Below are 25,240 nucleotides of genomic sequence, written 5' to 3'. Positions count from 1 at the left end.
TACTTTATATCGGAACAATTTGTCCATCATAAGTGAAACCTTCCTCACAGTAAGTTTCGGATTGCTCGTTCTCTATTTTTTCTTTATTTCGTTAGTTTAGATGATGAAAAGATCAACATATGAATTATAAATGTAAATAAAATTGTAAGTTTAAGATAATTTTAGAAATTATTAGTTATTTTTAAAATACTAGTTGACAGGTAGGAATAATGAAATATATAATCTGTTTAATTAGAAAATAAGTGGCTGATCGGAAAAACCGAAGGCATAACCTTTTATCTAGAAGGGTTATGCCTTTTTCTATTGTAATTTTTTTTGCTCTATTCATATTATTTAAGAGGTGTTTGTATGAAGAAATTAATCGTTTTTGCTTTTATTGGCTTGCTTGCACAATTAATTGATGGTGCATTGGGGATGGCATATGGAGTTACATCAACTTCTCTTTTATTAGCTTTTAGCATTGCGCCGGCAGTAGCTTCTGCCTCTGTCCATTTAGCGGAAGTAGTAACCACAGCTGCGTCTGGAGCATCTCATATAAAGTTTGGAAATGTAGATAAGCAAACCGTTTATCGATTGATTATTCCAGGTTCTATTGGAGCTTTTTTAGGAGCGACATTTCTAAGCAATTTGCCAGGAGATTTGGCTAAACCATATATTTCGTTATTTTTGCTTATTTTAGGAGCATATGTCCTAATTAGATTTTTAGTAAATTTTCGTCCGAATGAAGAGAAAAAGGGTGTAATGCTTAGTCGAAAACAAGCAATTCCATTAGGACTAATCGCAGGCTTTGCTGATGCAACAGGCGGAGGTGGCTGGGGTCCAATTGCTACTCCTGTTTTGTTATCCCGTAAAGGAATGAGTGCCCGTAAAGTAGTAGGTACGGTTGATACAAGTGAATTTGCAATAGCAGTTTCCGCTACACTTGGTTTCTTTATTTCATTAGGATGGGAACAAGTGAATTGGTTATGGGTAGGTGCATTGATGCTTGGTGGAATTATAGCCGCACCAATTGCTGCATGGTTAGTTCAAAAAATTCATGCGCAATTAATGGGTGTACTTGTAGGTGGTTTTATTATTTTAGTGAATGCAAGAACATTAGTCACGTCCTGGATTGAAAACACAACGGTTTATCCATATGTATATGCAGGGATTGCTATTGTTTGGATAGCAGCAATTATTTATACAGTAGTAAAGATTAGCAATATCAAAAATAAGAAACAAATAGCTGTTAATAGCTTTGACTAAAGATTAAGAAGCTGGGACATAAGTATTCCAGCCGAAGATAAACCCGAACCATAATACGAAAATGTAAAAAAATATTTCGTGTCATTGTTTGGGTTTTTATTCAAGTAAAAAAGAAGGTTTGTGGTAATCACCCGCAGCCTGCATACACTTCGCTTTCCGTGGGGCTCGGCTTTAGCCCAACCCACTCCATTACTAGCATTTCCTTTTTCTTCTTTTTATCCGTTTAGGGGAAGGGTATCATCTCTTCCTATCGTATCTTCTGTAGATTCATTTTATTGGGAAGTTAGTTTCTCCATTGATGACAAGGGATGGGCAATTACCTTATTCAAATAAATAGAATTCTATCGCTTATTCACCTATCTATATGCTGAATTTTTGTATAATAAGTATTAGTAATACTTCATTTCTTATTTCATTAAACTATGTAAGAGGAGGTATGTGTGAATGGGGAAACAAGCAGTTTCAGAACAAATTTGGAAGCGTTTTATAAGTGAGGGTTCATTAGACAAGACTATGCTTAACAATGAAATTATGGAGTCATGGCAACTATGCAGACAACAGGAAGTAAACCCATTTGGCGGTGCAGCAAACTGCATCTTAACACAAGAGGAGCTAATTCAAAGACAAGAAGAAAATCACTTATTAATTCATTTATATAAAACGAATATTAAGCGTTTACAAAGTTTATTGACTGGCTGGAGATATGCCACGATATTAACAGATAAGGAAGGTTATATTTTAGTTAAAAATGGAGAAAACACTGTAGAAAAGGCAGCTGAAAATATCTTATTTAAAGAAGGAGCAAAGTGGGATGAAACGGAGGTGGGAACAAATGCAATTGGTCTAACGAAAAGATTAAAAAGACCAATTACGGTTAAAGGTTATGAGCATTTTGCTGCTGCATCACAAATTTGGAATTGTTCTGCTTCTCCCATTTTTAATCATAAGGATGAACTGATTGGTATTTTAAATATCTCAAGTGTATATTCTTCTATTAATGTAAATTATGTTTTATCTGCTGTTAAATTAATAGCCGATTCCATCTCTTTTGATTGGAAAAAGAAAGTGATGGAAGAAGTTTACTTGTTAACGAATAGGAATTATTCTTCTGAAAGAGAATTTATTATATGTACATTTGACAAAATCATTTGTAGTTTATCAAAGGGGATAGATAAGAAGTATCAAAGATATATAGGACTTCCTTTGCAGACACTAATTGAGGAAAATATTCCATTATCAGATGTGTATCTGCCTATCTTACAGGAAAATCGGATCATTGGCTATCGCATTCCCTTACAGAAAATCGCTCGTTTTTTGTTTAAAGGAGTAAAAGGAAAAAGCTCTACATATAAACATCTCTTAGAAGAAGTGGAAAAGGTAGCACCTACTAATACTGTTGTTCATCTATTTGGAGAAACAGGCACTGGAAAAAAACTAATTGCTAAAACAATTCATGATAATAGCTCGAAAGCAAAACAACGATTTCTTTCTATTTATTGTGGAAATATAACGGAGAAGCAATTAGAAGAAGAGCTTTTTGGCTGTAATTTTTCACTTTCTTTAACGAATAAACAGTATCTGAATGAAATCGAGGAATGTACGCTATTTCTAGATGAAATAGGGGAACTGTCATCAACTATGCAACTTGTAGTATTGCAATTTCTTCATCAATTGGAAAGAGAAAACTGCACAAATATACGGATCATAACAGCAGCAAGTACAGATTTAAGACGGCTTGTAGAACAAGGGAAAATGTATAAGGACTTATTCTATAGAATATATGCTTATCCTATAAACATTGCTCCTCTAAGAGAAAGGTCGGAAGATATCGAAAGTTATGTGGATGCCTATTTTGATAGGATAAATTGGCATCCACACTGGAAAAACCGACTAGTGAGTATATTTTTGCAAGGGAAGTGGCCAGGAAATATCCGTGAATTGCATAATATATTGCAACGATGTGAAATACTTTATACAAATAAAATCCCCTCAGATAATGAACTGTATTACCTGATTAGCTGTTCAAATCAGTTAATACCCGATGCTGTCTCTTCTCCGTCTATTAACTATAAAACAAAATTAGAAATAAATAGGATTAAAGAAGCATTGGTAAGTTGCAATGGAAAAATAGGAAGAGCAGCAAAAGAATTAAATGTATCCAGAGCGACTTTGTATCGAAAAATTAAAAAATACAATTTGGGCAAAGAGTAAAAAGTTCATAAATGATACAATTGAGAAACTTTTTGGAAAGTGAGACAGCTATTTAAGTAAGTCTTGTAGCGAAGAGCAAGATGTCTATAGCTTCTTTTATCTATTATGAAATGAAAAAAATACAGCGAAATACTTTATGAGACAAAATGAAACAATTCGCAAAGAGTTGTTTCATTTTTTATATAAAAAAAGCTTAGTTAATAAAATTAAGCGCTTTCATTTTAAGGGTGATTCTTGTAAAATCTAGGTGAAACAAGGAATAGATGAACAGGGAGGATTAAGGGATGAATAAAGAAAAAGCATATTGGGTGTATACGAAAATGAATGAGATAAGAAAATTTGAAGATCAGGTGCATAAAATCTTTTCTACTGGATCCATCCCCGGTTTCGTTCATTTGTATGCCGGAGAAGAAGCAATTGCAGTTGGAGTTTGTGCTCACTTAAATGAAAAAGATTATATTACAAGTACACATCGTGGTCATGGTCACTGCATAGCAAAAGGGTGTGATCTAAATGGCATGATGGCTGAAATATTTGGAAAAGAAACGGGTCTGTGTAAAGGCAAAGGCGGATCGATGCATATCGCAGATCTTGATGTTGGAATGCTTGGGGCAAATGGTATTGTTGGCGGCGGGTTTCCTTTAGCAGTTGGAGCGGGATTAACTGCTTATGTAGAAGGAACGGATGGAGTCACTGTTTGTTTCTCAGGAGACGGGGCGAATAATCATGGTACATTCCATGAAGGCATTAATATAGCAGCTGCTTTAAAATTGCCGGTAATTTTTGTTGTAGAAAATAATGGGTTTGGAGAAGCAACTCCGTTCGAATATGCAACATCTGCAAAATCGATTGTAGATCGTGCTATTGCATATGATATTCCAGGCGTAAAAGTAGACGGTAAAGATATAGTTGCCGTGTATGAGACAGCAAAGGAAGCAGTAAAAAGAGCTCGAAATGGAGAAGGACCAACGTTAATTGAAGCAGTAACTTACCGGAATTATGGACATTTTGAAGGAGATAGTCAAACGTATAAATCTTCATCAGATAAACAAAAATGGCCAGTAGAAGAGGATTGCATCGAAAAATTTAAGGGATATGCATTGGAAAAAAGTTTATTAACAGAAGCAGAGGTAGAGACCATTGAAAGAAATGTAGAGGAAGCAGTAACAGAAGCTGTTTTATTTGCTGAGAACAGTAGTCAGCCTAGCCCTGAAACATTAACAGAAAATGTGTATGTCAATTATAAATTATCATAATGAGGTGAAACAGATGACGAGAAAAATAACGTTTTCACAAGCAATTAATGAAGCAATTGATATCGCGATGGAACGAGATAAAAAAGTAATTTTAATTGGGGAAGATGTTGCAGGCGGAGCAACGGTGGATCATTTACAAGATGAAGAAGCATGGGGTGGTGTTTTTGGCGTAACCAAAGGATTGGGCAATAAGTATGGCCGCAAAAGAGTGATTGATATGCCGATTGCAGAGGCTGGGTATATGGGAGCCGCAGTAGCAGCGGCAGTAACAGGTTTACGACCAATCTCTGAACTAATGTTTAATGATTTTATTGGAAGCTGCTTGGATGAAGTATTAAACCAAGGAGCGAAGATGCGTTATATGTTCGGCGGTAAAGCAAGGGTTCCTTTAATGATTCGAACCAATCATGGAGCAGGAGCAAGTGCGGCGGCACAGCATTCACAATCACTTTATGGAATGTTTACAGCCATTCCAGGTTTAAAAGTAGTGGTTCCTTCTACTCCATATGATGCAAAGGGCTTGTTGATTTCCGCGATTCAAGATGATGATGTAGTTGTATTTTTTGAAGATAAAACACTTTACAGCATGAAGGGGGATGTGCCAGAGGGCTATTATACGATTCCTCTTGGAAAAGCAGATGTGAAACGATCTGGAGAAGATGTAACCATTGTGGCAATTGGCAAAATGGTACATGTAGCCATGGAAGCAGCTGGTATATTAGCAAACAAAGGAATACAAGCAGAGATTATTGATCCAAGATCTTTATCTCCATTAGATGAAGCACCGATTCTAGAATCTGTTGAAAAGACAGGAAGATTGATCATAGTGGATGAAGCAAATCCCCGTTGCAGTGTGGCAGCAGATATTTCAGCATTAGTTGCGGACAAAGGCTTTGACTTTTTGGATGCGCCTATTAAATTGATTACGGCACCACATTCTCCGGTGCCATTTGCAGCAAATTTAGAACAGCTTTATATTCCAAATGCAGAGAGGGTTGTCCAAACAGCAAAAGAACTAGTTAATGACTTAACATTAGCTCGATAAAAGGGGGGAGAGAAGATGTCCACATCTATTGTAATGCCTAAATTAGGAATGACAATGAAGGAAGGAACGGTTGTAGAATGGCTGAAAAAACCAGGGGATGCCATTATAGCAGGAGAAGGAGTTGCAACGATTAGTTCGGATAAATTAACAAGTGAAGTGGAAGCACCGGCAAGCGGTGTATTACTTGAAATCATCGAAGACATGGATGCAGAAGTAGAAGTCGGCAAAGTAATTGGAATTATTGGTGAAGCAGGAGAAAAAGCAAAACCTGTTTCTGCTATAGAACCTGTAAACCCAACTCCATATAAGGAAAACAAGGTTATAGAAAGTAAAGAGGACGTGGAGAAACATCCGAACAGGCAGATTCGCATTTCGCCAGCTGCTCGCAAAAAGGCAAAAGAACTTGGTGTAGAAACACTTCAAGTAACAGGAACCGGACCAAAAGGACGCATTACAAGACGAGATATTGAATTATATGCAAAAGAAAGAGACCAACATCCTACCGCACCAGTTGAGTCAAACCAATTGGAGCAAAGAAAGAAAATAGAAACAGCCCCAATGAAAGCCGAAGAAAGGACTGTAAATACAGCTGCCACTATAGAAAAGCTGCCACCGATACGCAGTGTTATCGCAAAACGTATGCATGAAAGCATTTCTGCCACTGCACAGCTGACATTGCATCGTAAAGCAGAGATAAATAAATTAATAGAATTCCAAAAACAAGTACGAAATGAAGCAAGTAATAGTGATATTCCTATTAAACTAACATTAACCGTACTGATAGCAAGAGCAGTGACACTTAGCTTGAGAGATAAACCTTTCATGAATACCCATTTAATTGATAATAAACTGTATAAATACGAAGAAGTACATTTAGGAATTGCTGCAGCACTTGCCAATGGGTTAGTTGTGCCAGTTGTGAAACATGCTGAACAACTGCCTCTGGGAGAATTGGCAAAGGCTATTAGTCATATTATAGAAAAAGCAAAGTCTGGGAAAGCAGACAGCAGTGAATTAACAGGGTCTACCTTTACGATCACAAATTTGGGTGCACAAGGGATTGAATATTTCACTCCTATTTTAAATACACCAGAAACAGGCATTCTTGGAGTAGGAACATTTATCGAAGAGCTTAAATTAGAAGATGAACAAGTGATAACAATAAAAAAATTACCGCTAAGTTTAACATTCGACCATCGTGTATTAGACGGAGCACCAGCAGCAGAATTTTTAGGGCGAGTGATTTATTATCTCGAACATCCATATTTACTAGTATTATAAATAACTCTCGAACAACATACTTAAAGTGCGTGTTCAAAAAGGAGGATAAAAAGGACCAAGAAGTTCAAGGCGGCTTCACTTTGAGCATCACAGCGTATGGTATTGATACGTGAGAAGCGGAAAAGTGAAGCCAACGAAGAAATTCGACGTGTCATTTTTACCGACTTTTTGAATAACCTCTTAAAATACTCCTTTTTACTCGATTATTATAAGAAAAGAAGCAGCTTTTTATATTGTTTTATGACCTAAGTTTGAAGCAGAAAGCGAAGTCTATTCCACCTGCGGAACCTTTTTTTCAAGGGAGCCTACAAACAAAATTAAGATATTGCTAACAAGTACAAAAAGTAGGCTCCACCAATACCGGCAGGAATTTCACCTACTGGCCAAATGGGTCTACCTAAAAGGAAAAGACGATAACCAGCAATCCGTAATGGTAGTAGAGATATTAGGTTGTTCGGATTCCTTTTTTCTTTGGTAGTAGAAGAACAACCAAACCAACCTTCAAATCAATATAACTATCATCAAAAGAAGGAGTAATGTAATGATTTTAAAATTCACTTAATTTATGACGTTATTATTAATATTAGGAATGATAGAAGATAATAAAAAGCTTGTTAATAAAAAAATTCGATTTATTAAATGAATGGAAAAATTCATATGAAATGGATATTATTATATTTAGCAAATAACTTACTTTACATTTTATCTGTAGTAAGAGAAATTAAAGAAATGAATCTTTAGGAAAATCAAATTGATTGTATAAGAAAATAAAAAATAAAATAGAAATAATCCATGCCAAAAAGGGATGTTCTTCATGGATTTTTAAGACTGGAAACATTACAATGTTAAATAAAAGCGACCAATATACACTCCAACCATGATGATGCTCGATTATATCAAAATAATGCTTATTGATAAATTCCATGAAACTAAATAATAAAATCCATAATAAAATCCAAAGAAATTGTTTATATCGTTGTGTTGGAAAATTACCGAGATAAATCAGGATAGTGGAGGAATATCCAACTGCCATAATAAAGAGGCTGATGACAAGGTGTCCATCTAAAAGATTACTAAATGCGAGTGTTTCTTTATATTCCCAAAGCCTGTAATTATAAGAAATAAGATTAAAAAATAGATCTCCTCCAATAAAAAAAAGATAGGTGGGATAATATTTCTTCCAGTTTTTCCAATCTCCCCATATATAAGCAACTATAAACCCAGTAACATTTAGTAGAATATGCATAGAAATACCCCTTAATCACAATATATTATTTATTATTTCCTAAAAATTTGAAAATATATAAAAAAAATGAAGTTTTTACACTTCTTCACTTATCAATCAAAGATCATCGATTAAAGATTAGGCAGTAATCTGACTTGATATAAAGTAAACTTGTTATTCCAATAATTTCAATGTTCTAAATGAACTGAGGCTATATAAAAAGAGGATGAAAACATTTACTTATTCCCAGCAACTCTGTATTGACACACCTACAGGAATCTTATAAATTACATAGGTATGTTTATTTTAGGAGGAATTTATGGGAACTCAGACTCACACACAAGTTAAAATTACAACAGCAGATCCATCCGCTTTAGGTTTGTTCGGCCTTGCGATGGTAACATTTGTTGCTTCATCGCAAAAATTAGGCTTAACAGAAGGAGTTTCTTTGGTTTTGCCATGGGCCTTTTTCTTAGGAGGAATAGCACAGCTGATTGCATCGATGCTAGATGCAAAGCATAATAATATTTTTGGCACAACTGCTTTTGGCGCTTTTGGTCTATTCTGGTTTGGTGTAGGAACAACTTGGTTGATTCAATTAGGTGTTTTTGGTGAAACACTTACCGCAAATATGGATGCAAAACAACTGGGCTTTGCATTTATTGGCTATTTAATTTTTAGCTTATTTATGACAATAGGGGCATTAGAAACACATAAAGTATTATTTTTTATTTTCGTCTTTATTGATCTTTTATTTATTGGATTATCTTTAAGTTCTTTTGGCATTATGTATGAAGTTACACATATGATAGCTGGAATGGCAGAGATGTGCATTGCTTTATTATCCTTTTATGGATGTGGAGCCATTGTGTTAAATATACATTTTGGATATGTTGTTTTACCAATTGGAAAACCATTTGGCATTTTCAAAAAGTAGGCAAGTGCATTTTTGCAGAAACTGCAGACTGAAAGGGACTATCTGATAAATATCAAAATGACGGAATCGCTAAAAGAAGTGCAAAAAGATCACTAAAAAGATTTAGCAAATTCCGCAAACCAAAGAGGAAGCCAAAAGTGGAAGATCATTAAAGAGTGGCGGAAGAAATATGAGTTACTCTCATGAAAAAGGGGACGTTCAGAAAGTCAGTTATACTGACTTCTTGGACGTCCCCTTTCATTTAAAGGTACGAAAGTATAAGATCTTTGAAATGTGAGGCGTCTCTAGCTTCGCAGTACAGGATATACAAGGTTATGTTGTAATATCCAAAGTACAGCTGGTACTGTAATCGCTCATTGACCAACGCCGCTTCCACCAGGAGTGTATGCAAGCAAATCATTCATTTGCAAGATTCCATTTACGTATACTTTTATTTGGCTACGCTGCAAGTAGAATAGGAAGGTAGCCAGTGCTTTTAATGAAGGATTGACCACCTTCTTCTATTCTTTATTTATTATTCCTTTGGGTAGCAATAAAATTCAATATATGTTGTTTGCCAGGTGCCGCTTGAATGGCGCCCTTAACGGAAGCAGTAAGTGCGCCGCTTGCATTGGCGAAAGTAAGTAATTGTTGATGATGTTCACTAACTTTTTGGCATAGATTATCACTTGATGTATCCAATGTCAGCAGTTCTGATAAAAACCCGCCTATAAACGCATCCCCAGCTCCAGTAGTATCTGAAACAGTTATTGTAAATCCGTTATCTTCAAATTTTTCTCCATTTTTTAAATAGATAATAGCTCCATCTTTTCCTTTTGTATAAACGACTACTTTCACATTGCCGACAAAAAGCGAACTAATTGCCTCTTTTTCTTCTTGAATATTTGTGATAAAAGATAATTCTTCATCTGATACTTTCACAATGTCAGCTAAAGGAATAAATTCAAGAATAGTGCGTCGACAGCTTTCTTTATCTGGCCATAAAGGAAGGCGCACATTCGGATCAAAGCTAACGATCCCGCCGATTTTTTTTAATTCAGTTATTGCTTTAATATGAGCCTGTTTCATTGGACTTTCGACTAAATCAACAGAACAAAAATGAAGCAAATCTCCTTCATTAAACCAAGCTGCGTTCACCTCATTTGGTGCAAATAATAAATCAGCAGCATGCTTTCTGTAAAAACTAAAGTCTCTTTCTCCTGATTGATCGACTGATACAAAGGCTAAACCAGTCTCACCTTCCTCTGAACGAATAATGTAGGAAGTATCTACAGCATTTTCTTGAAGCACATCCACTAAATAATCTCCAAAGCTATCATTAGCTAATTTTGTTAGCATAACCGAATCTCCCCCATATTTTGCAATCGCAATTGCCACATTCATTGGGGCGCCACCAGCCACACGTTCAAAGCTAGTAACCTCTTTTAATGATTTCTCTTTTTGAACAGGGATAAAATCAATTAATGCCTCGCCAATACAAAAAGCTTTCTTCAATTCTTTCACCTCGTATAATAGTGCTGTCCTTATAATGATTTCAGCGGCAAGTTCCTAATAAAGAATATGGATGTATCTACATGTTAAAACGTAAATTTTTTATCAGAGTTGTGCCATTGGGACAGGACGCGCTAATTTATTTTTATTCCAAATGTTTGTATTTACCTAATGAAAATGCTGCATTTCCCCCCATCTATGTTTAGAGTGATTACCCTCTCATTCTATTATCTGACAAAACTCAACCTTTTCCAACTTCAGTTCTGCAATGATAAAACACTTCATTCCTTTTATTCAGTAAGGTAATTCTTCTATTCCATTGGTAATAATCTGGATATCCATTTTTGAATCTTTTCAAATGCTTTTTCCATATCAGTTGTATGGAGAGCGATATAACTAATGGAACCAGTTTTCATTGTAACACTGCTATTTACCAAATCTCTATTGTGAAACTATTATTTTTAAAAAAAATAACTTTTTCTTTCTTAAAGGGCTTCGGGAGAGATACGTTTTGTTCGAACAGAGGGGACAGAGAGAGGCGCTTGTATGCCAAAAAAATGGGATACGTACGTACGGATTCGTAGAAGAAGTACGCGCTAAAAAAGGCAGGAAAGAGCACCGAACGACGGAAGGCTCCGCTCTGTTCGAATGCCACGTTTTGGGAGGTTTTGCGTGGGAAGGAGAGAAGCGGTTATACGAGCGTTAGCGAGAACGTCAAGAAAGACCACTGAACGACGCGGGACCCGCGTAAAAACGCCCGTTGACCTTGATTAGATAGATCTTTGGAGGATGGAAAGAGAGGGCTTTTGGGAGCGGTTATACGAGCGCTAGCGAGAGAGGCAACAGATACCACCGACCAAAAGGCGGGACCCGGCTTTCCATCCTCCGTTTCGTTGACAGGAGAGCGTTTTGTCAGGCTTTTCGGTATCGTTTGATTAAGAGGATCTGGTACTTCGATCAGAATAGCATGGCGAATCTGCTAACAAAAAAAACCGACAACCAGGTGTCGGCTATCGGTTATGCTGCTACGTGTGATTTCACTCTATCTTTTACGCTCACTAATACGGTTTCTTTTCCGTCTCGGAAGTTTTCGTATTCCATCGCTGTTTTGGTTTTCATGCTAACAATGTGGTTTCCAAATAACTCAAGAAGCACTGGACGTAGAGATTTATAGATAAAACTTTCGATTCTTTCGGATGATTTAGAAACGGTCGGTATATTCAGTTTGATGAAAGAAATGTCTTTAATCGTGACACCTTCTACGCTTGGGCGTGCATATTCTTCCGGTGTACCTTGTGGGAGTTCTGACTCATGTGGGTAACATAGGCTTTCATTAGAATAAATATGCAAGTAACCGTCTGAGCAGACAACGTTTTCGTATGCATCTTTATCAAATTCAACCGATTCGACGCATGCTTTCAACCCTTCGATTGCGTCTGCTAATAGGTTTAATTTCTCCATGTCTCCTGTATGCGGTAATATATAGGCGGTTAATCCTGTGTATGTGTAATCTGCCATGATCATCTCTCCTTATGGGATATGTTTGGTGGTGTGACTCTTCACATTCTTAACCGGTTGCAGCAGCAACAAATGTTATCTTATTTGACATACCGTATCATATACCGTGTGACACACCGTGCCGTATAAAACACACATACTTTCCATATGCCATATGAAACGATATGCAATATTTAATTCATACTACATCTTATACGTATTTCATACGTATCTCATACGCATGAGATAACGAACCATATGCGTATAGGATACGCAAACCATCATCTTTATGATATGTCGCATACTATACGTATGACGTACTCATTTGATACGCATAGCATACGTGATTAAGTACGCACCGTTATACGGTATCGCATTGCGTATCGTATCCTATACGCATACGGTGTGATACGCCGTTCGGTTATATGCTATGTGTTGTATCGCACCTGTCAGACACTCATGAAATGGCACATGGTATACGATATGTTGTACGCATTTCATATGTTATGAGATAAACATTTCGTGTCGTACCTTCTGTATTCGGTTTCACTAACCCATTGTCCATCACTCCTGCCTGAGATATCTTCGATTAGTTTCAAAGTTTGTTTATCAGTATAGGTAAGCTTCAAATCATGTGGGTGAAGTTTGACGCTTACTTAATCACTATATTTTTCCATACAAAAACACCCCAAAAGTTAGGTTTTTACTCTAACTTTTGGGGTGAGACACCATGTTTCAACTAATAAAATTGGTACCTTTTAGGGCAGGGATATAAGTTTTTTTAACTTATTCTTGAGTTAAAAAATTAAAATGCTTCTCTTTTATCTTCTTTAAATTAATGTAACCAAGATCACGCAAACACAAATCGCCCGCCTCTACGTTTCAAGGCAGACGGTACCATATGTTTTATCATTATTCTTTCCTGGTCCAAGCTGCATGTTAAGAAATTGACCACTAAGTAAATCATTGTGTTGTATTATTCCTGAATTATTCATACTAACTTTCTGATAACCTAGTAAATCCATAATTATCATGTAATCTGGCTAATTTAGTTTTCGTCAAATAAGTGAAAATCTAATATAGGTGCTACTGAACAACCCAACATTCCTTCAACCAAAAGGTTTTCCGCATCTTTTGTCGAATAAAGATGTAAGGTGAAATAATAAAAAAAACAAAAATATAGACTTGGAGGGCTTGCCATGTACGAACATAATGAAAATCAGATGATCATGCCACACGAATTTTTCTTGCCATTCGGAGGGCAGTTAAACCCTGATAATCGTTGGGTTGTCATGGCTTCCCTTATACCCTGGAACGAAGTCGAAGAAACGTATATCAAGAAGCTTGGAGATACTAAACAAGGAAGCAAGGCCTATAATGTCCGACTTGCACTTGGTTCTCTGATTATCAAGGAAAGACTAGGTCTAAGCGATGAAGAAACAGTCGAATCCATCACAGAAAATCCCTATCTGCAATACTTCATTGGGCTGCATTCCTTTCAAGAAGCTGCTCCTTTTCACTCTTCTTCCATGACACATTTTCGCAAGCGTTTCAATGCGGAACTTATCAATGAACTGAATGAATCCATTGTATTAGAACAGCGGAAAAAAGAGAAGAAAGGTCAGGACGATGAGCCACCAACTGGCGATGGTCATCCCACTGAAAAGCCTAGCTCTTCAAGTTCGTCGGAACAAACATTGCCTCCGAATCAAGGAAAGCTGCTTCTGGATGCTACTTGCGCACCATCCGATATCACCTATCCTACGGATATCGGGCTACTGAACAAATCACGTGAGAAACTTGAAATGATGTTGGACACGCTTCATAAACCACTGGTCGGCAAACAGAAGAAACCGCGTACCTACCGAGTGAAAGCTCGCAAAGAGTACCTATCATTGACGAAACAACGGAAGCCGGGCTATCAAAAAATCCGTAAAGGTATGGAGTGCCAACTAAGCTATGTTAAACGAAATCTACTCCATGTCGAGAAACTTGTTGCCCAAGTTGGACTTGATCAGTTGAATACGAAGCAATATCGTGACCTGCTTGTTATCCAGGAAATTTATCGTCAACAGTCCACGATGTATAAGAATCAATCCCATTCAGTCGAAGATCGGATAGTTAGCATAAGCCAGCCGCATATTCGCCCGATTGTGAGAGGGAAAACAAATGCCCCAGTAGAGTTTGGTGCTAAGTTATCCGTCAGTCTGGCAGATGGCTACGCCTTCATAGATACACTCAGTTGGGACGCCTATCATGAAGGTATCTTTCTAAAGGATTCCATTGAAAGTTACAAAGAGCGATTCGGTTACTATCCTGAAGCGGTCTTGGCCGACACAATCTATCGGACTCGTGAAAATCGTCAGCTCTGTAAAGGACTGGGCATAAGGTTAAGCGACCCTAATCTGGGTAGACCCTCCATCGATCGACAGAAGAATGCGGAACAGAAGCGGGTCGAACGGTAAGATAATGCTGAACGAAACGCAATCGAAGGGAAATTCGGCGAAGGTAAGCGCAAATATGGGCTTGGCTTAATTCAAGCACGCCTAAGACAGACAAGTGAGACTGTCATTGCCCTACAATTCCTCGTCATGAATATAGAAAAGGTCCTCCGGGATTCTTTTTTGCCTGTTTTCCAACAGTGGGCTCGAAATATATTATCTAATTTCCAATTCAAACTCGTTATAAAATTACGTAAAGGAGTTGTTCAGCACTCCCTAATATAGTTAAAACAAAAACGAATTAACCTAGAAAGGAGACTTATAATGAGACAAGAAAGGTGGAATCAATATGATTTTACTTAATTTTGATTTTATTTACAGTGAATTGATGGAAAATACAATACATTATTTAATCCATGAGGAAAAGACGGTGCTAGTAAAAGAAGGAGAACAATGGGGGTTTAATGGCAAAGGCTTTAAGAATAAAACAAGACTATTAGAATATATGTGCGAAAAAGGATTTCTGCATGAGAAAGAATTTATAAAAAAACTCACGAGTCCCTCTCGGAGAACAAATCATGAAACGATAAAAAAATTATACACTCTTTTTAAAAAGGAAACGCCGCTTTTTATTGATACGGAAAAATTATATAGGTTAATGCTGTTAAGTAGTAACTTAATGTTCAAGCCAAACGACAAAATTTGCTTTACGATTATGTTTGAAAATCCTTATGAATATTGGACTGTTGAGCAAATTGTACAAAATGCAAAACATAATAATACGTTACCACTCAGCAAGGAAAAAATCGAACAAAGTTTAAATCGTTATGTTGACGGTGAGAATCCAATACTAATACGTCAGAATAGTTCTGGTGGAACGAAATACGCAATTAATTTTACAAACTTTATTTATTACATAACAAAATTTGATAAGAAAAAATAGGTCGGTCACAAAAACTGGGAGTCAATAATGTCTCCATTATTTGATACGATATGACTTGTAATTATATTGACAATTGAATAAGGAGGCATTCTTTATGAATTTACATGAAGTTATTCAGCAAAAATTCTTACTATCGGAAGAAGCAAAGTTAATTAGACATGTTAAGCGAGTGAATAAAAAAGGCAATCCATCATTTGTTGAAGCAAAGTCTTTTTGGGTTATTAGTGATGAGGTAAAAGCGTTACAAATTATTGAAAAAATTGTGCTGCCGTTGGAGAAAATTATTTATTTATATATTCCTACTAATTACTACAATTATATCCCACTTACCAATAAGGATGCATGGGACTATTTGGAAAATAAGTTAAATAAAGTATATACCACATTACATTCGATGCTGTTTTTGAATAATGAAGAGTTTAGGAAGACGTTACAAATTATCGACACAGTAAATACTTTTGTAAAAAGCTATAGTGGTGTTGATGGAGTGAAAGATCCAAAGTGGTTTGAAGTCAATCCAAATTTGAACTATTTCCATACATGTTACTCAGTAAATTATAATCCATCAATGAAAGATTGGACTGAGGATGATTTTGAACTCGCACAAATATTGCCATTTAACTACTCGCCTAAAAATAAGGAGGAAGTAGAAAGCAGGGAACGCTATATCGAATACTTGCATTGCTATTCGTATGCAAGAAACTTCAAATGGGATAAATATGCAACAGATGACAACGATAAATCTGAATCAATATTACTAATGCACGAGTTAGCATATACTTTACGACTTGTGTTTATGGATGTACTTCCTCATTTATGTAACAAATAAATTTAATAAAATATTCTGGAGGTTGAATTATATGAATACAGAGCAATTTATACAAAATAATGATTACCATTATGATTTTAAAAATGAATCTCCTAAAGAAGAAGTCAAGCACGAGAAAAATCCAGTTAAGAAGTTTTTAAAATATAAGATTAGTGGTTCTTCTTTTGACTGTGATAGAAGTGAGTTAGCTAGAAGCTTATATAATAAAATATGGAGGCTTTCTGATGAACAATTTGTAAATTATGATTCTGATACAATGAATTCATTTTATCGTATTTATCGTCTACTATTATTGGCTTATGATATAGAACAGGGTAGTTTATATTGGAAATCAAGTGGTATTTCCAATTATAAGTTAAGATATGAATGGTTGTTGGACGAGTATGATTATTACAAGGAAATAAATGAACATGAAGAAGTACAAAAATTCGCAGCGTTAACACATTCAATCGGAAATTTTACATTAGTTCCGAAAGGCTTTAATACTAAACGAAATGCATTATTTGATGATTATTGGGATATAACGCTAGAATACTTTTTAAAAGAGTTTGGTGAAGATGCTTTTCTAAAGCAGTGCCAAAAGTTTAAATACATAGGCGCATATCTAGATAATAGAAAAATTCAAATGTACTGGGATGGACATACAATGAACAATAAAAAATTACCATCAAATTTTAATACAATACAAATTCTTGAAGTAATTAGGAAAATAAACCGTTCCATTGAAATTCGTGGTAAAGAAATGCTACAAGAGTTAATCAAATGAAAAACCAATAAGAAATTCAAATAAAAAATATTTTTCGCTAGTGTATACGACTAGCTCTTTTTAGCGGCTTAGGTTTTTCAAATTTATAGAAGGAGGTTTTCAATATGAGAGATACAATTAAAGCTTTACTATTTGATTTTACCAAGGAAAACTTGGAGGCGCATATTGAAGAAAAAATAAATATGACTTCTGAAAATAATATATTGAATGATATCATTCAATTTAAAAATGAGAATTTTATTGATAATCCTTTTGTGAAACTAATAGATATAGAATACGAATCTGTTCATCACTACTACTCCATTAGCGATGAACAAATGAGTAAGGTGCTTGAGATAGATAATAATAACATTTTTTATTATAAGATTTCCAGACGTAAATTATCAAAAAATAAAAGTTGGTCAGTTACTTCAACGGTGCCACTAGATCCTCTAATTATCGCAAATAAAGAAATGTTTGAAGAAAATTTTAATCCTATATTTGAAATTAAACTTAATAATAATGAAATGTCTTCATGGCAAGCAATAGCAGGGAAGTTTATTGTTATTCATGGCAGTATACCTGGTGGTGTTGCAGGAATATATAATCCAATTAGAAAGGCCTCCATAGAGTCCTTTAAACGAAATTTTCAGATTCGATTTAGTGGTGTGACAATACAATCACTCGATGCTTCAAATAACCCTCTACATAGAATATGCAAAGATCCTTTTAGTTCTGATTTAATAAAAATAATTGATCCAAGTACTTATCAGATACTATTTGATTCACACATAATTAAAGAAAATTCAAGTGAAAAGAGCCGGGAAATTTGGCAGAAATTTGATGAGCGATATAGATAATAATTGCAAATTGCTGTCAGGTAATCGTTTAATGGAAATCAAAGCCTTGATAGATAAGGAGTGATATAGTGTCAAATATCTATATGTTTACTGCTTTTTCGGGTAAATATAATGAGCTCGCGTAAAAGGCTTTCATATAAATAGAATGACGGATTAGACAATAACTTAAAGGAGTTTTTATATGGGGACGATCTATTCTATAGGCGATATACATGGGTTTTATGAATTCATGCTCAATACGTTAAGTCTTGTTGACTTAGATTCTAGCAAAGAAAATAAATTAATTTTTTTAGGAGATTATGTAGATAGAGGAAAAGATAGTTGTCAAGCGCTTTATCATATAAAGGAATTAGAAGAGAAATACCCGGAACAAGTCATCGTTTTACTAGGAAATCATGAAGAAATGTTTATTGACTGGTACACATTAAAGGATGAAATACAATGGCTTTCTCAAGACTTGAATTTTCTTACTGTAAAGAGTTTTTTTTCAAGTGAACAGTTTATTAATATAATAGGAAAAATGGAAATAAAAAGAGAATCTTACTCAGAAGTGAGCGAATACATAATAAAAGAAATTAGAAAGCTACACCCTGATCTTTTAGATTGGCTTTCTGAAAAAAAGAAAACTCCTTTATACTATGAAACAGATAAACAAATCTACGTCCATGCAGGCATCTGTGAAACCGATCCATTTTTATGGAAATATGCTACACAACCAGAGGAATTCACATGGGAATATCCAGCGGAAACAGGTTCTTTTTATAAAGATATAATTGCAGGTCATATCTCAACCGTAACTGTTTCAGCGGATAGTGAGTATTTAGGAAAAGTATTTTGGGATAAACAAAGTCACTTTTTTATTGACGGAGAAGCGGAAAGAAGCGGTATCGTTCCTCTATTAAAATATGATACTTATACAGGTATATATTCAAGCTACACTAAAGAAATGGATAAATCTTGGATGGAATATCAAATAACAAAGAGGAGGGTTTAATAGTGGTAAATATGGATACATACAATGGTTATTTAAAAGCCAATAATTGTTTACCTTTTGAAGAATCTTCGACTATTTATAATCAGATTATCGAATCAGCAAATCTAAATGACCAGGAATTTAAAGAATTCTGGGAAGAAATGATGAACAATGCCATAATTTATGCAAATACAAGAGCGAAATGGAGTATACAAAATTTCACGGAACGAAGAGAAGTAGATGAGAGAAGAACAAGGCAGCACAATGATTTTATGTTCAGCCTAAAGTTAATCGCTTCATATATGAAAGAGCAAAATTGGAATGCTGATTGGTTTAATCAATTGGGAACTATCGAAAATGACCGAAAATGTTTTGGTGATTTTGCTTGCTATCTCGTCTATATTAATTCACTAAATGCTAGATAATACATAATTACTCTTTATTTAGTAAGAATAGTTGGCTATTAAATTCGGACAATAGACAGAGTTTACTCCGAGTTCAAGGAGGTCAAAATGACGACAATAGTATTTTCAAATAAGCCACATATTGCGATTTTATGGTTGAATAAACACTCTCCCGAACTTATTTGGAGTAATTATTCTGAGCGTAATTCCACTGTATTCACAAGACTTGATGCAATGGTGAAAGAAGGTTTTGATTTTTATTTCATTAACAATATCCTCATAATCCCAGACTCGATTGTTACAGGGGAAAATTTATTTAATTTCACAATAGATGGAATGGATATCCATACACCAGGGGAGTTTATAATATTCTTTCATATTTCGGAAAGACTAAAAAATTCAGGGATAGTAGCTGATAGCTTAACTTTCCCTGAATTTGATTATCTGAAAAAGAACATAAAGATGGTAAGGAAGTAGGATAAGCTGAATTCGCCTAATAGGGGGCCCGTCCCAAAAGTGCGAATTTACAACTCTACGAAGCTTGTTTTGTTAAAAATGGAAGATTTCACAAGACATAAGAAGATTTAAAGAATATGAAGCATTTATTATTCTACTGAAAATGATTTATACGATAAAGAACACGTAGAGAGTTAAAAGAGTTATAAACAAGACTGGAAGATGCGGAGGGGAACGTATGGATGAGACAAAAGACTTGAGATTCAATATGCTACAGAATGGAAAGGTCATTTCAAAAATAAGGTATGATTCCGCTACAGGAAGAGTCGATGTAGAGGGGGTACGACCGAGATACGTGTAAAAAAGGGTCATAGATTGGAATAAATTACCATTTATAACCCTTTTTGCTTTTTTCCGTTTATATACTATATAGGAATATCTCCCTCGATTGGTTGTGGAACATTTTCTAAATCGATCATATAATCTCCGAAACGTTTTATATGCCTAGTCAAATATGGGCTAAGCATGACAATATCTTCTTTTGAAAATACATATCCTTCTTTAGAAAGTTCCCACAAAATAAGTGTTATGTCACATACATTTTGGAATATTACTGCGTTGGCAACTAAATCATTATATTTAATTCGCTTTTCTTGTTCTTCTGGATCATTTTCTGAAATGATGCCATCGTCACCAAAAAATAACCATTTAGAAAATCCATTATATGCTTCGACTTTGTTTGTACTAGCACCAATTTGCTCTCTTAGTTTTATATCAGATATATATTTAAGCAAAAATACAGTTCTTACAATCCTTCCTAATTCCCTAAAAGCTTGATATAATCGGTTTTTTCTACTATAGTTACTTAGTTTTCTAAGTAGTGTAGAAGGTAATATTTTCCCGGATTTGATAGAAAGAACTACTTGGAGCAGATCTTGCCAGTGTGTTTCAATTAGTTCCCAGTCAACGGTATCACTAAACAATTGGTTAATGTGGTGATATTGTGTGTCCTTATCAGCCTTGTAAAATTTTAAATCCTTCCAATTTCGAATACGAGGCATTAAATTAATCCCCAATAAATGTGCAAGTGCAAAAACAGGCGTTGATTGACCCTGAGTATCAGCATGTAATGTATCGGGCTGAATGTCTGATTTGTTTTTTAGCAAACCATCAATGATATAAACTGCTTCCCATACCCCACATGGAATGAAGTGGCTAAAGAGTGCAATATAAGTATCTGAAACATGGTGATACGCAATCCCGCCATAACCTCCATATCTTATATGGTATTCAGAAATTAAGTTTTCTTCATAGAGATCAAATTTTGTTCCATCCGCAGCAGCCGATTTTCCATCACCCCATAGTTTAGGCAAACTAAATTGATTGTATTGATTTAAAATATCACGAACAGCCTCGTCGATTTTAGATGCATTAATATGTCGCCGATTTACAAATGAAATCATGTGTGGGGTTACTAACTTTTTCATATGCTTAGAAGTCTGTGTTGGTCCTAAATTACATCCGTACCCAAAAGAAGTAATGATATAACGTTCCATTGCATTTTCAAGCTTAGGATCTGAACCAGATAATGGTCCGAAATGCCGTGTCCATTTTGTCCAATGTGCAACATTACAAAGAATATCTAAAACATTTCGTTCAGGTAACCGTTGAGAAATAACTGCCTCTAACGCCTTACTTGTCTGAGGTTGTTCTTTTCTCATTATTTTTCTCAACGTGGGTTCTCCATTTTCATTAATGATTACTTGGCCGTTATCAGGGTAGCTTATATCTACTTTTTGTGCAGTATCCTCTAGCCAGTGCTTTAATTGTTGAACAAAATCTTCTGAATTTGAAGAAAAATCGAGTTCTTTACAGTATTCAGCTACCATAGGCTTACACTCATCCCAAGAAAGGAGCTGTTCACGGTAATCGGCGAAATTTTCTGATCCCTTCACACAAAGGTCCCCCGTTTTTAACTCGCTCGCAAGATAGGAAAAAATACAGATCTCAAGGTGTTTACGATAAATTAAATTATTTTCTTTAGGAACATAAATCGTTTTTTTCCACTGTTCACTAGCAAATGAAAGATCAAAATCTATTTGTAGATTTTCAATTTTTCGGTTCTCATGATCACGTAAAAATCGCAAGGCTTCTAAAAGTGATTGATCCTGAGTGGTTGAATCAATTTCAATCATATTAATCAATCTAAAAAGAGTTTTCCTGTGACTTTTATAGAATTTCCATAAAAGAGGAAGGTAGTTATTGCCATTATATGATGAAATGGATTCGCAATCTTCTTTTAATAAGTCGATACCACCTCTTTTTCCAAATAACTCTTTTATTTTTTGACCGGTCAAGGTATCGTCCTCATTTATACTTGTGGTATCCAAAATTTCTGCCAAAACAGAGATGAGATTTTCAGTTTTTGACCTATGTTTTTCTCGAAGGAGTTCAAGCTCCTCTTTTCCTTTATTATGTATAGTTCTGACTCTTTTGAGAAACATCTCTACCAAACTATCAATAGCTGAAATTTTTGAGCGATAAGTCATACAAAGTAACAGTGTATATCTCTTAGGAAAATTAAAGTCTTTTAATTCAGATACATCAAGCGCTTTTGCTTCTAAAGCGAAGTGCTTAATTTTTGAATTTGGAATATCCTCTAGTAAGCTATCAATTTCTCCTATAAAATTAGTTAACCAGTGTAATTTATTTGTATTTCCTTCATATGAGAAAGTGTTGCGCTTTTTGGAACTTCTTTTAAAAAGTTATATTCAGAAGTCCGTTTATCATCTGTAGTAACAAGTAATTGGTCTAATTTTTGCTTAACTTCAGGAGTCAGTTTTGAAAATAATGAATTAAACAGCTGGTGGTTCACTAAGGTTCTTATACGGCGAGCCAATCGATCTAATGTACTAAAAGCAGGTAACTCACATCTTTCTTTTATTAATACTTCAATGGATACGTTGATAAGATCAGCTGGATTGTCCATTACCTGAGTGGCCTTATAAATTGAAGTAGTTGCAATATGTAATACTTCTTTTCCATAAGGACGTACATCGAGGTATTCTCTTATTGCTTTTTGATGTCGGTAAATTGATTTACTATTGTAATTCGGTTCAACACTAGTAGAGAGATTCAAACAAGTCCGAATATGAATCACGATCTCTAAAGGAATATCTTTCGGCCGAGGGAAATAACCAAGACGTTGGAAAGATTTTAACATAACTAGTAAACTTAGAACTGAAACTGGTCCTCTGGCAACTTTATGTGCAAATTGATTTTCTTCGGATGTAGGAGAGTAAACATCATGAAGTTCTTTTGAAGCAGGACGTTTTTTAAATCTGGGGTAAGCCGTACGTTCTATAGATGCCAAATTACCAACTCCATCCTCTGTAAGTTAGGGCAGTGACAGGATAGTTTCCCTAGCCCGTCACATTATTCCCTAAAAATCTAAAAAGTTATTAATTCGTTTTTTCTAGTTTCCTTTTATTAATCGCTCGATATAATGATCCCTGTGAAAGTCCTGTACCTACTACAATCTCTTTTACCGAGTATTCTTTACTGTCATACATCCTCAAAGCTATTTCAATTTTCCCTTGATCCACTTTAGGTCTTCCAAGTTTTTTTCCTCTTTTCTTACTTGCTTCTAATCCTTCTTTAACTCTTTCTACAATTAAATTTCTTTCTAACTCTGCGATGACACACATCATTTGAAACATGGCTTTACCCGTTGATGTTCTTGTATCCATGTTCTCTTTAATGGAAACGAACTTTACATCTGTATCCTCGAATTGCTGAATAATAGAAAGAATATCAAGTGTTCTTCTCCCTAAGCGTGAAATACTTTCTACTACAATGGTATCACCTTTCCTTATTACATCTAACAATGAATTAAGTCCATCCCTATCCTTTATAGTCCCAGTAAATTTCTCTTGAACCATTTTTTCACAACCATACTCAGAAAGTAATCTAATTTGTCGGTCTAAATTTTGGTCAACTGTAGAAACTCGGGCATAACCAATTATCATAAAGAAGCCCCCTGCACAACTTAATAATTTTATTGTACAAGAGACTTCATTTTTGTAAAAGTATTTGGTAAAACTTTTGGTAATTATTTTTGGCAACCTATAAACCTAATAAAATCAAGCACCAGAATTTCTAATTAACGTTGTTACAAAAAATATTGTTTTTGGTAATCTGGTGAGCTACCTTCTAAATCTATCTCAAGTAGATAGGACAACACATCGTTCTAGACAACATCTAAGGGTTTTACCATAATTTGTGACAGTATCCAGTATTTAATATTGTAGGTATAATTATCCAGACTACCCGGTATTCATAATTTCTTTCCATTGGGTCAGCAGATTACGAATTAAATATTGAGTAATAGGCCCCTCAGGATACAATTTGTAAACATATTTCTTGGTTTCTATATCCCCAAATATTGCACTTAATGAAAAATCATTCATAAATAACGGTGAATGAACATATATAGAAATATTTCTCGTTTCCGCCTCAATTGGAGATTCCATGGTTTCTAGAGCGATACCTAATTGTTGAAACACCTTACATAGTCTATCGACATTATTAGATGGATAGTTCGTCGATCCTATATAAATTTTTTTCTTGACCGCTGTCGTAAGAACAGTATTGGTCGGTCTGTCGTCCATCCATCGTGTATCACCATAATAGTAGAAAAGCTAATAATTTCTGCATTTGAATTAAGCTTGTTTATATAGTTACTTATTAAACAGTTTGAACCTAAAGTCGGAGAAACTAAAACAATACAACTTACTTGTTTTAAAAGCTTGTCAGTTATTTGTTTTAATACTTCAATATAGGCATCCGTTGTTACTGAAAAAATAATAGCCCATTCACCCTTAATTGTTCCATAGCCATTAAAAACAGCCTGACCGGAATGGAACGTATAATCTGGCGAATTGATGTTCTTTTCTTTCTTCAATAAGTGCATTTCTTTTTCGAATGTCCTCATTTATTTTTCCCTATTCTGTAACTGGTATATAAGGAATGTTTAACTGTGTAGATCTTTCTTTTTCTTGCTTTTTAATTCCCTGCGACTTTTATTCTTTATCCTGCTTTAATTGTTGGTACATTTACTAATGGTGATTGTTCAAAAAAGTAACAAATTAGAAGCAAGCCAACGAAGAGATTCGAAGCTTTAATTTGGTGCCTTTTTGAACATCCTCTAATAATAATAAATCTTATCTAGAGAGGTGGAGGGAAAAGGCCCTATGATACCTCAGCAGCAGGGTTCTTCGGAATACTGTGCTAATTCCGACAGACAAAATGATTGTCTGAACGATTAGAAGAGAAAAAAGCAACTCAAATCCTCTTCTGACGCCAGAAGAGGATTTTTTATTTAATCTTATTCCTACTTTTA

Annotated in this window: 18 protein-coding genes, 4 pseudogenes and 1 riboswitch; of the genes and pseudogenes, 14 read left to right on the top strand and 8 right to left on the bottom strand. The window is 35.1% G+C overall.

What is annotated here, in order from left to right; all coding sequences use genetic code 11:
- Positions 1 to 348: 348 nt before the first annotated feature.
- From AC5LWL_RS20475 to AC5LWL_RS20455, 5 genes are all read left to right on the top strand, one after another.
- A complete protein-coding gene (locus tag AC5LWL_RS20475; RefSeq protein WP_493436022.1) occupies positions 349 to 1,245 on the top strand; it encodes a sulfite exporter TauE/SafE family protein in 897 nt (298 codons plus the stop codon).
- A 444-nt stretch (positions 1,246 to 1,689) separates the two neighbouring features.
- Positions 1,690 to 3,456, top strand: coding sequence for a sigma-54-dependent Fis family transcriptional regulator (locus tag AC5LWL_RS20470; protein WP_493436021.1), 1,767 nt, complete (start codon positions 1,690 to 1,692; stop codon positions 3,454 to 3,456).
- Between the two features lie 284 nt (positions 3,457 to 3,740).
- A complete protein-coding gene (locus tag AC5LWL_RS20465; protein ID WP_493436020.1) occupies positions 3,741 to 4,712 on the top strand; it encodes a thiamine pyrophosphate-dependent dehydrogenase E1 component subunit alpha in 972 nt (323 codons plus the stop codon).
- Positions 4,713 to 4,725: 13 nt separating this feature from the next.
- Positions 4,726 to 5,757 (top strand): alpha-ketoacid dehydrogenase subunit beta, encoded by a 1,032-nt coding sequence (locus AC5LWL_RS20460; RefSeq protein ID WP_493436019.1) that lies wholly within the window; start codon positions 4,726 to 4,728, stop codon positions 5,755 to 5,757.
- Positions 5,758 to 5,772: 15 nt separating this feature from the next.
- Positions 5,773 to 7,038, top strand: a complete 1,266-nt coding sequence (locus tag AC5LWL_RS20455; protein WP_493436018.1) for a dihydrolipoamide acetyltransferase family protein — start codon at positions 5,773 to 5,775, stop codon at positions 7,036 to 7,038.
- Positions 7,039 to 7,759: 721 nt separating this feature from the next.
- Here the strand turns inward: AC5LWL_RS20455 and AC5LWL_RS20450 are convergent.
- Positions 7,760 to 8,284: a CBO0543 family protein gene (locus tag AC5LWL_RS20450; RefSeq protein ID WP_493436017.1), complete on the bottom strand. Its 525-nt coding sequence runs from the start codon at positions 8,282 to 8,284 to the stop codon at positions 7,760 to 7,762.
- 298 nt (positions 8,285 to 8,582) lie between these two features.
- On the opposite strand from AC5LWL_RS20450, the gene AC5LWL_RS20445 reads away from it, so the two are divergent.
- The gene (locus tag AC5LWL_RS20445; protein WP_493436016.1) at positions 8,583 to 9,200 is read left to right on the top strand and encodes an acetate uptake transporter; all 618 of its coding nucleotides are present in this window, start codon (positions 8,583 to 8,585) and stop codon (positions 9,198 to 9,200) included.
- A gap of 353 nt (positions 9,201 to 9,553) precedes the next feature.
- Here AC5LWL_RS20445 and AC5LWL_RS20440 read toward each other — a convergent pair whose 3' ends face one another.
- The 4 genes and pseudogenes from AC5LWL_RS20440 to AC5LWL_RS20425 all read right to left on the bottom strand — a co-directional run.
- Positions 9,554 to 9,694, bottom strand: coding sequence for a hypothetical protein (locus AC5LWL_RS20440; protein ID WP_493436015.1), 141 nt, complete (start codon positions 9,692 to 9,694; stop codon positions 9,554 to 9,556).
- A gap of 13 nt (positions 9,695 to 9,707) precedes the next feature.
- Complete coding sequence (locus AC5LWL_RS20435; protein ID WP_493436014.1) at positions 9,708 to 10,694, bottom strand: carbohydrate kinase family protein; 987 nt, start codon at positions 10,692 to 10,694, stop codon at positions 9,708 to 9,710.
- A gap of 1,014 nt (positions 10,695 to 11,708) precedes the next feature.
- A complete protein-coding gene (locus AC5LWL_RS20430; RefSeq protein WP_493436013.1) occupies positions 11,709 to 12,209 on the bottom strand; it encodes a hypothetical protein in 501 nt (166 codons plus the stop codon).
- Positions 12,210 to 12,998: 789 nt separating this feature from the next.
- Positions 12,999 to 13,186: pseudogene (locus tag AC5LWL_RS20425) on the bottom strand (transposase); the annotation flags it as partial.
- Between the two features lie 201 nt (positions 13,187 to 13,387).
- Here AC5LWL_RS20425 and AC5LWL_RS20420 point away from each other — a divergent pair.
- The 8 genes and pseudogenes from AC5LWL_RS20420 (at position 13,388) to AC5LWL_RS20385 (ending at position 19,860) form a co-directional block, all read left to right on the top strand.
- Positions 13,388 to 14,914 (top strand): annotated as a pseudogene (locus AC5LWL_RS20420) (IS5 family transposase).
- Between the two features lie 64 nt (positions 14,915 to 14,978).
- Complete coding sequence (locus tag AC5LWL_RS20415; protein WP_493436012.1) at positions 14,979 to 15,572, top strand: hypothetical protein; 594 nt, start codon at positions 14,979 to 14,981, stop codon at positions 15,570 to 15,572.
- A 94-nt stretch (positions 15,573 to 15,666) separates the two neighbouring features.
- Positions 15,667 to 16,401: a hypothetical protein gene (locus tag AC5LWL_RS20410; RefSeq protein WP_493436011.1), complete on the top strand. Its 735-nt coding sequence runs from the start codon at positions 15,667 to 15,669 to the stop codon at positions 16,399 to 16,401.
- Between the two features lie 31 nt (positions 16,402 to 16,432).
- Positions 16,433 to 17,167, top strand: a complete 735-nt coding sequence (locus tag AC5LWL_RS20405) for a hypothetical protein (protein WP_493436010.1) — start codon at positions 16,433 to 16,435, stop codon at positions 17,165 to 17,167.
- Positions 17,168 to 17,271: 104 nt separating this feature from the next.
- A complete protein-coding gene (locus AC5LWL_RS20400; protein ID WP_493436009.1) occupies positions 17,272 to 18,006 on the top strand; it encodes a hypothetical protein in 735 nt (244 codons plus the stop codon).
- 181 nt (positions 18,007 to 18,187) lie between these two features.
- The gene (locus AC5LWL_RS20395) at positions 18,188 to 19,000 is read left to right on the top strand and encodes a metallophosphoesterase (RefSeq protein WP_493436008.1); all 813 of its coding nucleotides are present in this window, start codon (positions 18,188 to 18,190) and stop codon (positions 18,998 to 19,000) included.
- A gap of 11 nt (positions 19,001 to 19,011) precedes the next feature.
- On the top strand, positions 19,012 to 19,404 hold the full coding sequence (locus AC5LWL_RS20390; protein ID WP_493436674.1) for a hypothetical protein: 393 nt from the start codon (positions 19,012 to 19,014) through the stop codon (positions 19,402 to 19,404).
- Between the two features lie 87 nt (positions 19,405 to 19,491).
- Positions 19,492 to 19,860 carry a hypothetical protein gene (locus AC5LWL_RS20385; protein WP_493436007.1) on the top strand — a complete coding sequence of 123 codons (369 nt, stop codon included), beginning with the start codon at positions 19,492 to 19,494 and terminating at the stop codon, positions 19,858 to 19,860.
- Positions 19,861 to 20,264: 404 nt separating this feature from the next.
- Here AC5LWL_RS20385 and AC5LWL_RS20380 read toward each other — a convergent pair.
- The 3 genes and pseudogenes from AC5LWL_RS20380 to AC5LWL_RS20370 form a co-directional block, all read right to left on the bottom strand.
- Positions 20,265 to 23,212 (bottom strand): annotated as a pseudogene (locus AC5LWL_RS20380) (Tn3 family transposase).
- Positions 23,213 to 23,300: 88 nt separating this feature from the next.
- Entirely contained in the window at positions 23,301 to 23,867 is a 567-nt protein-coding gene (locus AC5LWL_RS20375; RefSeq protein ID WP_493436006.1) for a recombinase family protein, read from the bottom strand.
- Between the two features lie 297 nt (positions 23,868 to 24,164).
- Positions 24,165 to 24,811 (bottom strand): annotated as a pseudogene (locus AC5LWL_RS20370) (opine metallophore biosynthesis dehydrogenase).
- A gap of 247 nt (positions 24,812 to 25,058) precedes the next feature.
- Positions 25,059 to 25,168: riboswitch (SAM riboswitch) on the top strand.
- Positions 25,169 to 25,240 lie beyond the last annotated feature (72 nt).

The organism is Niallia sp. WK069_GA_01 (genome assembly GCF_983173855.1).
This window is presented reverse-complemented; position numbering and strand designations above follow the sequence as displayed.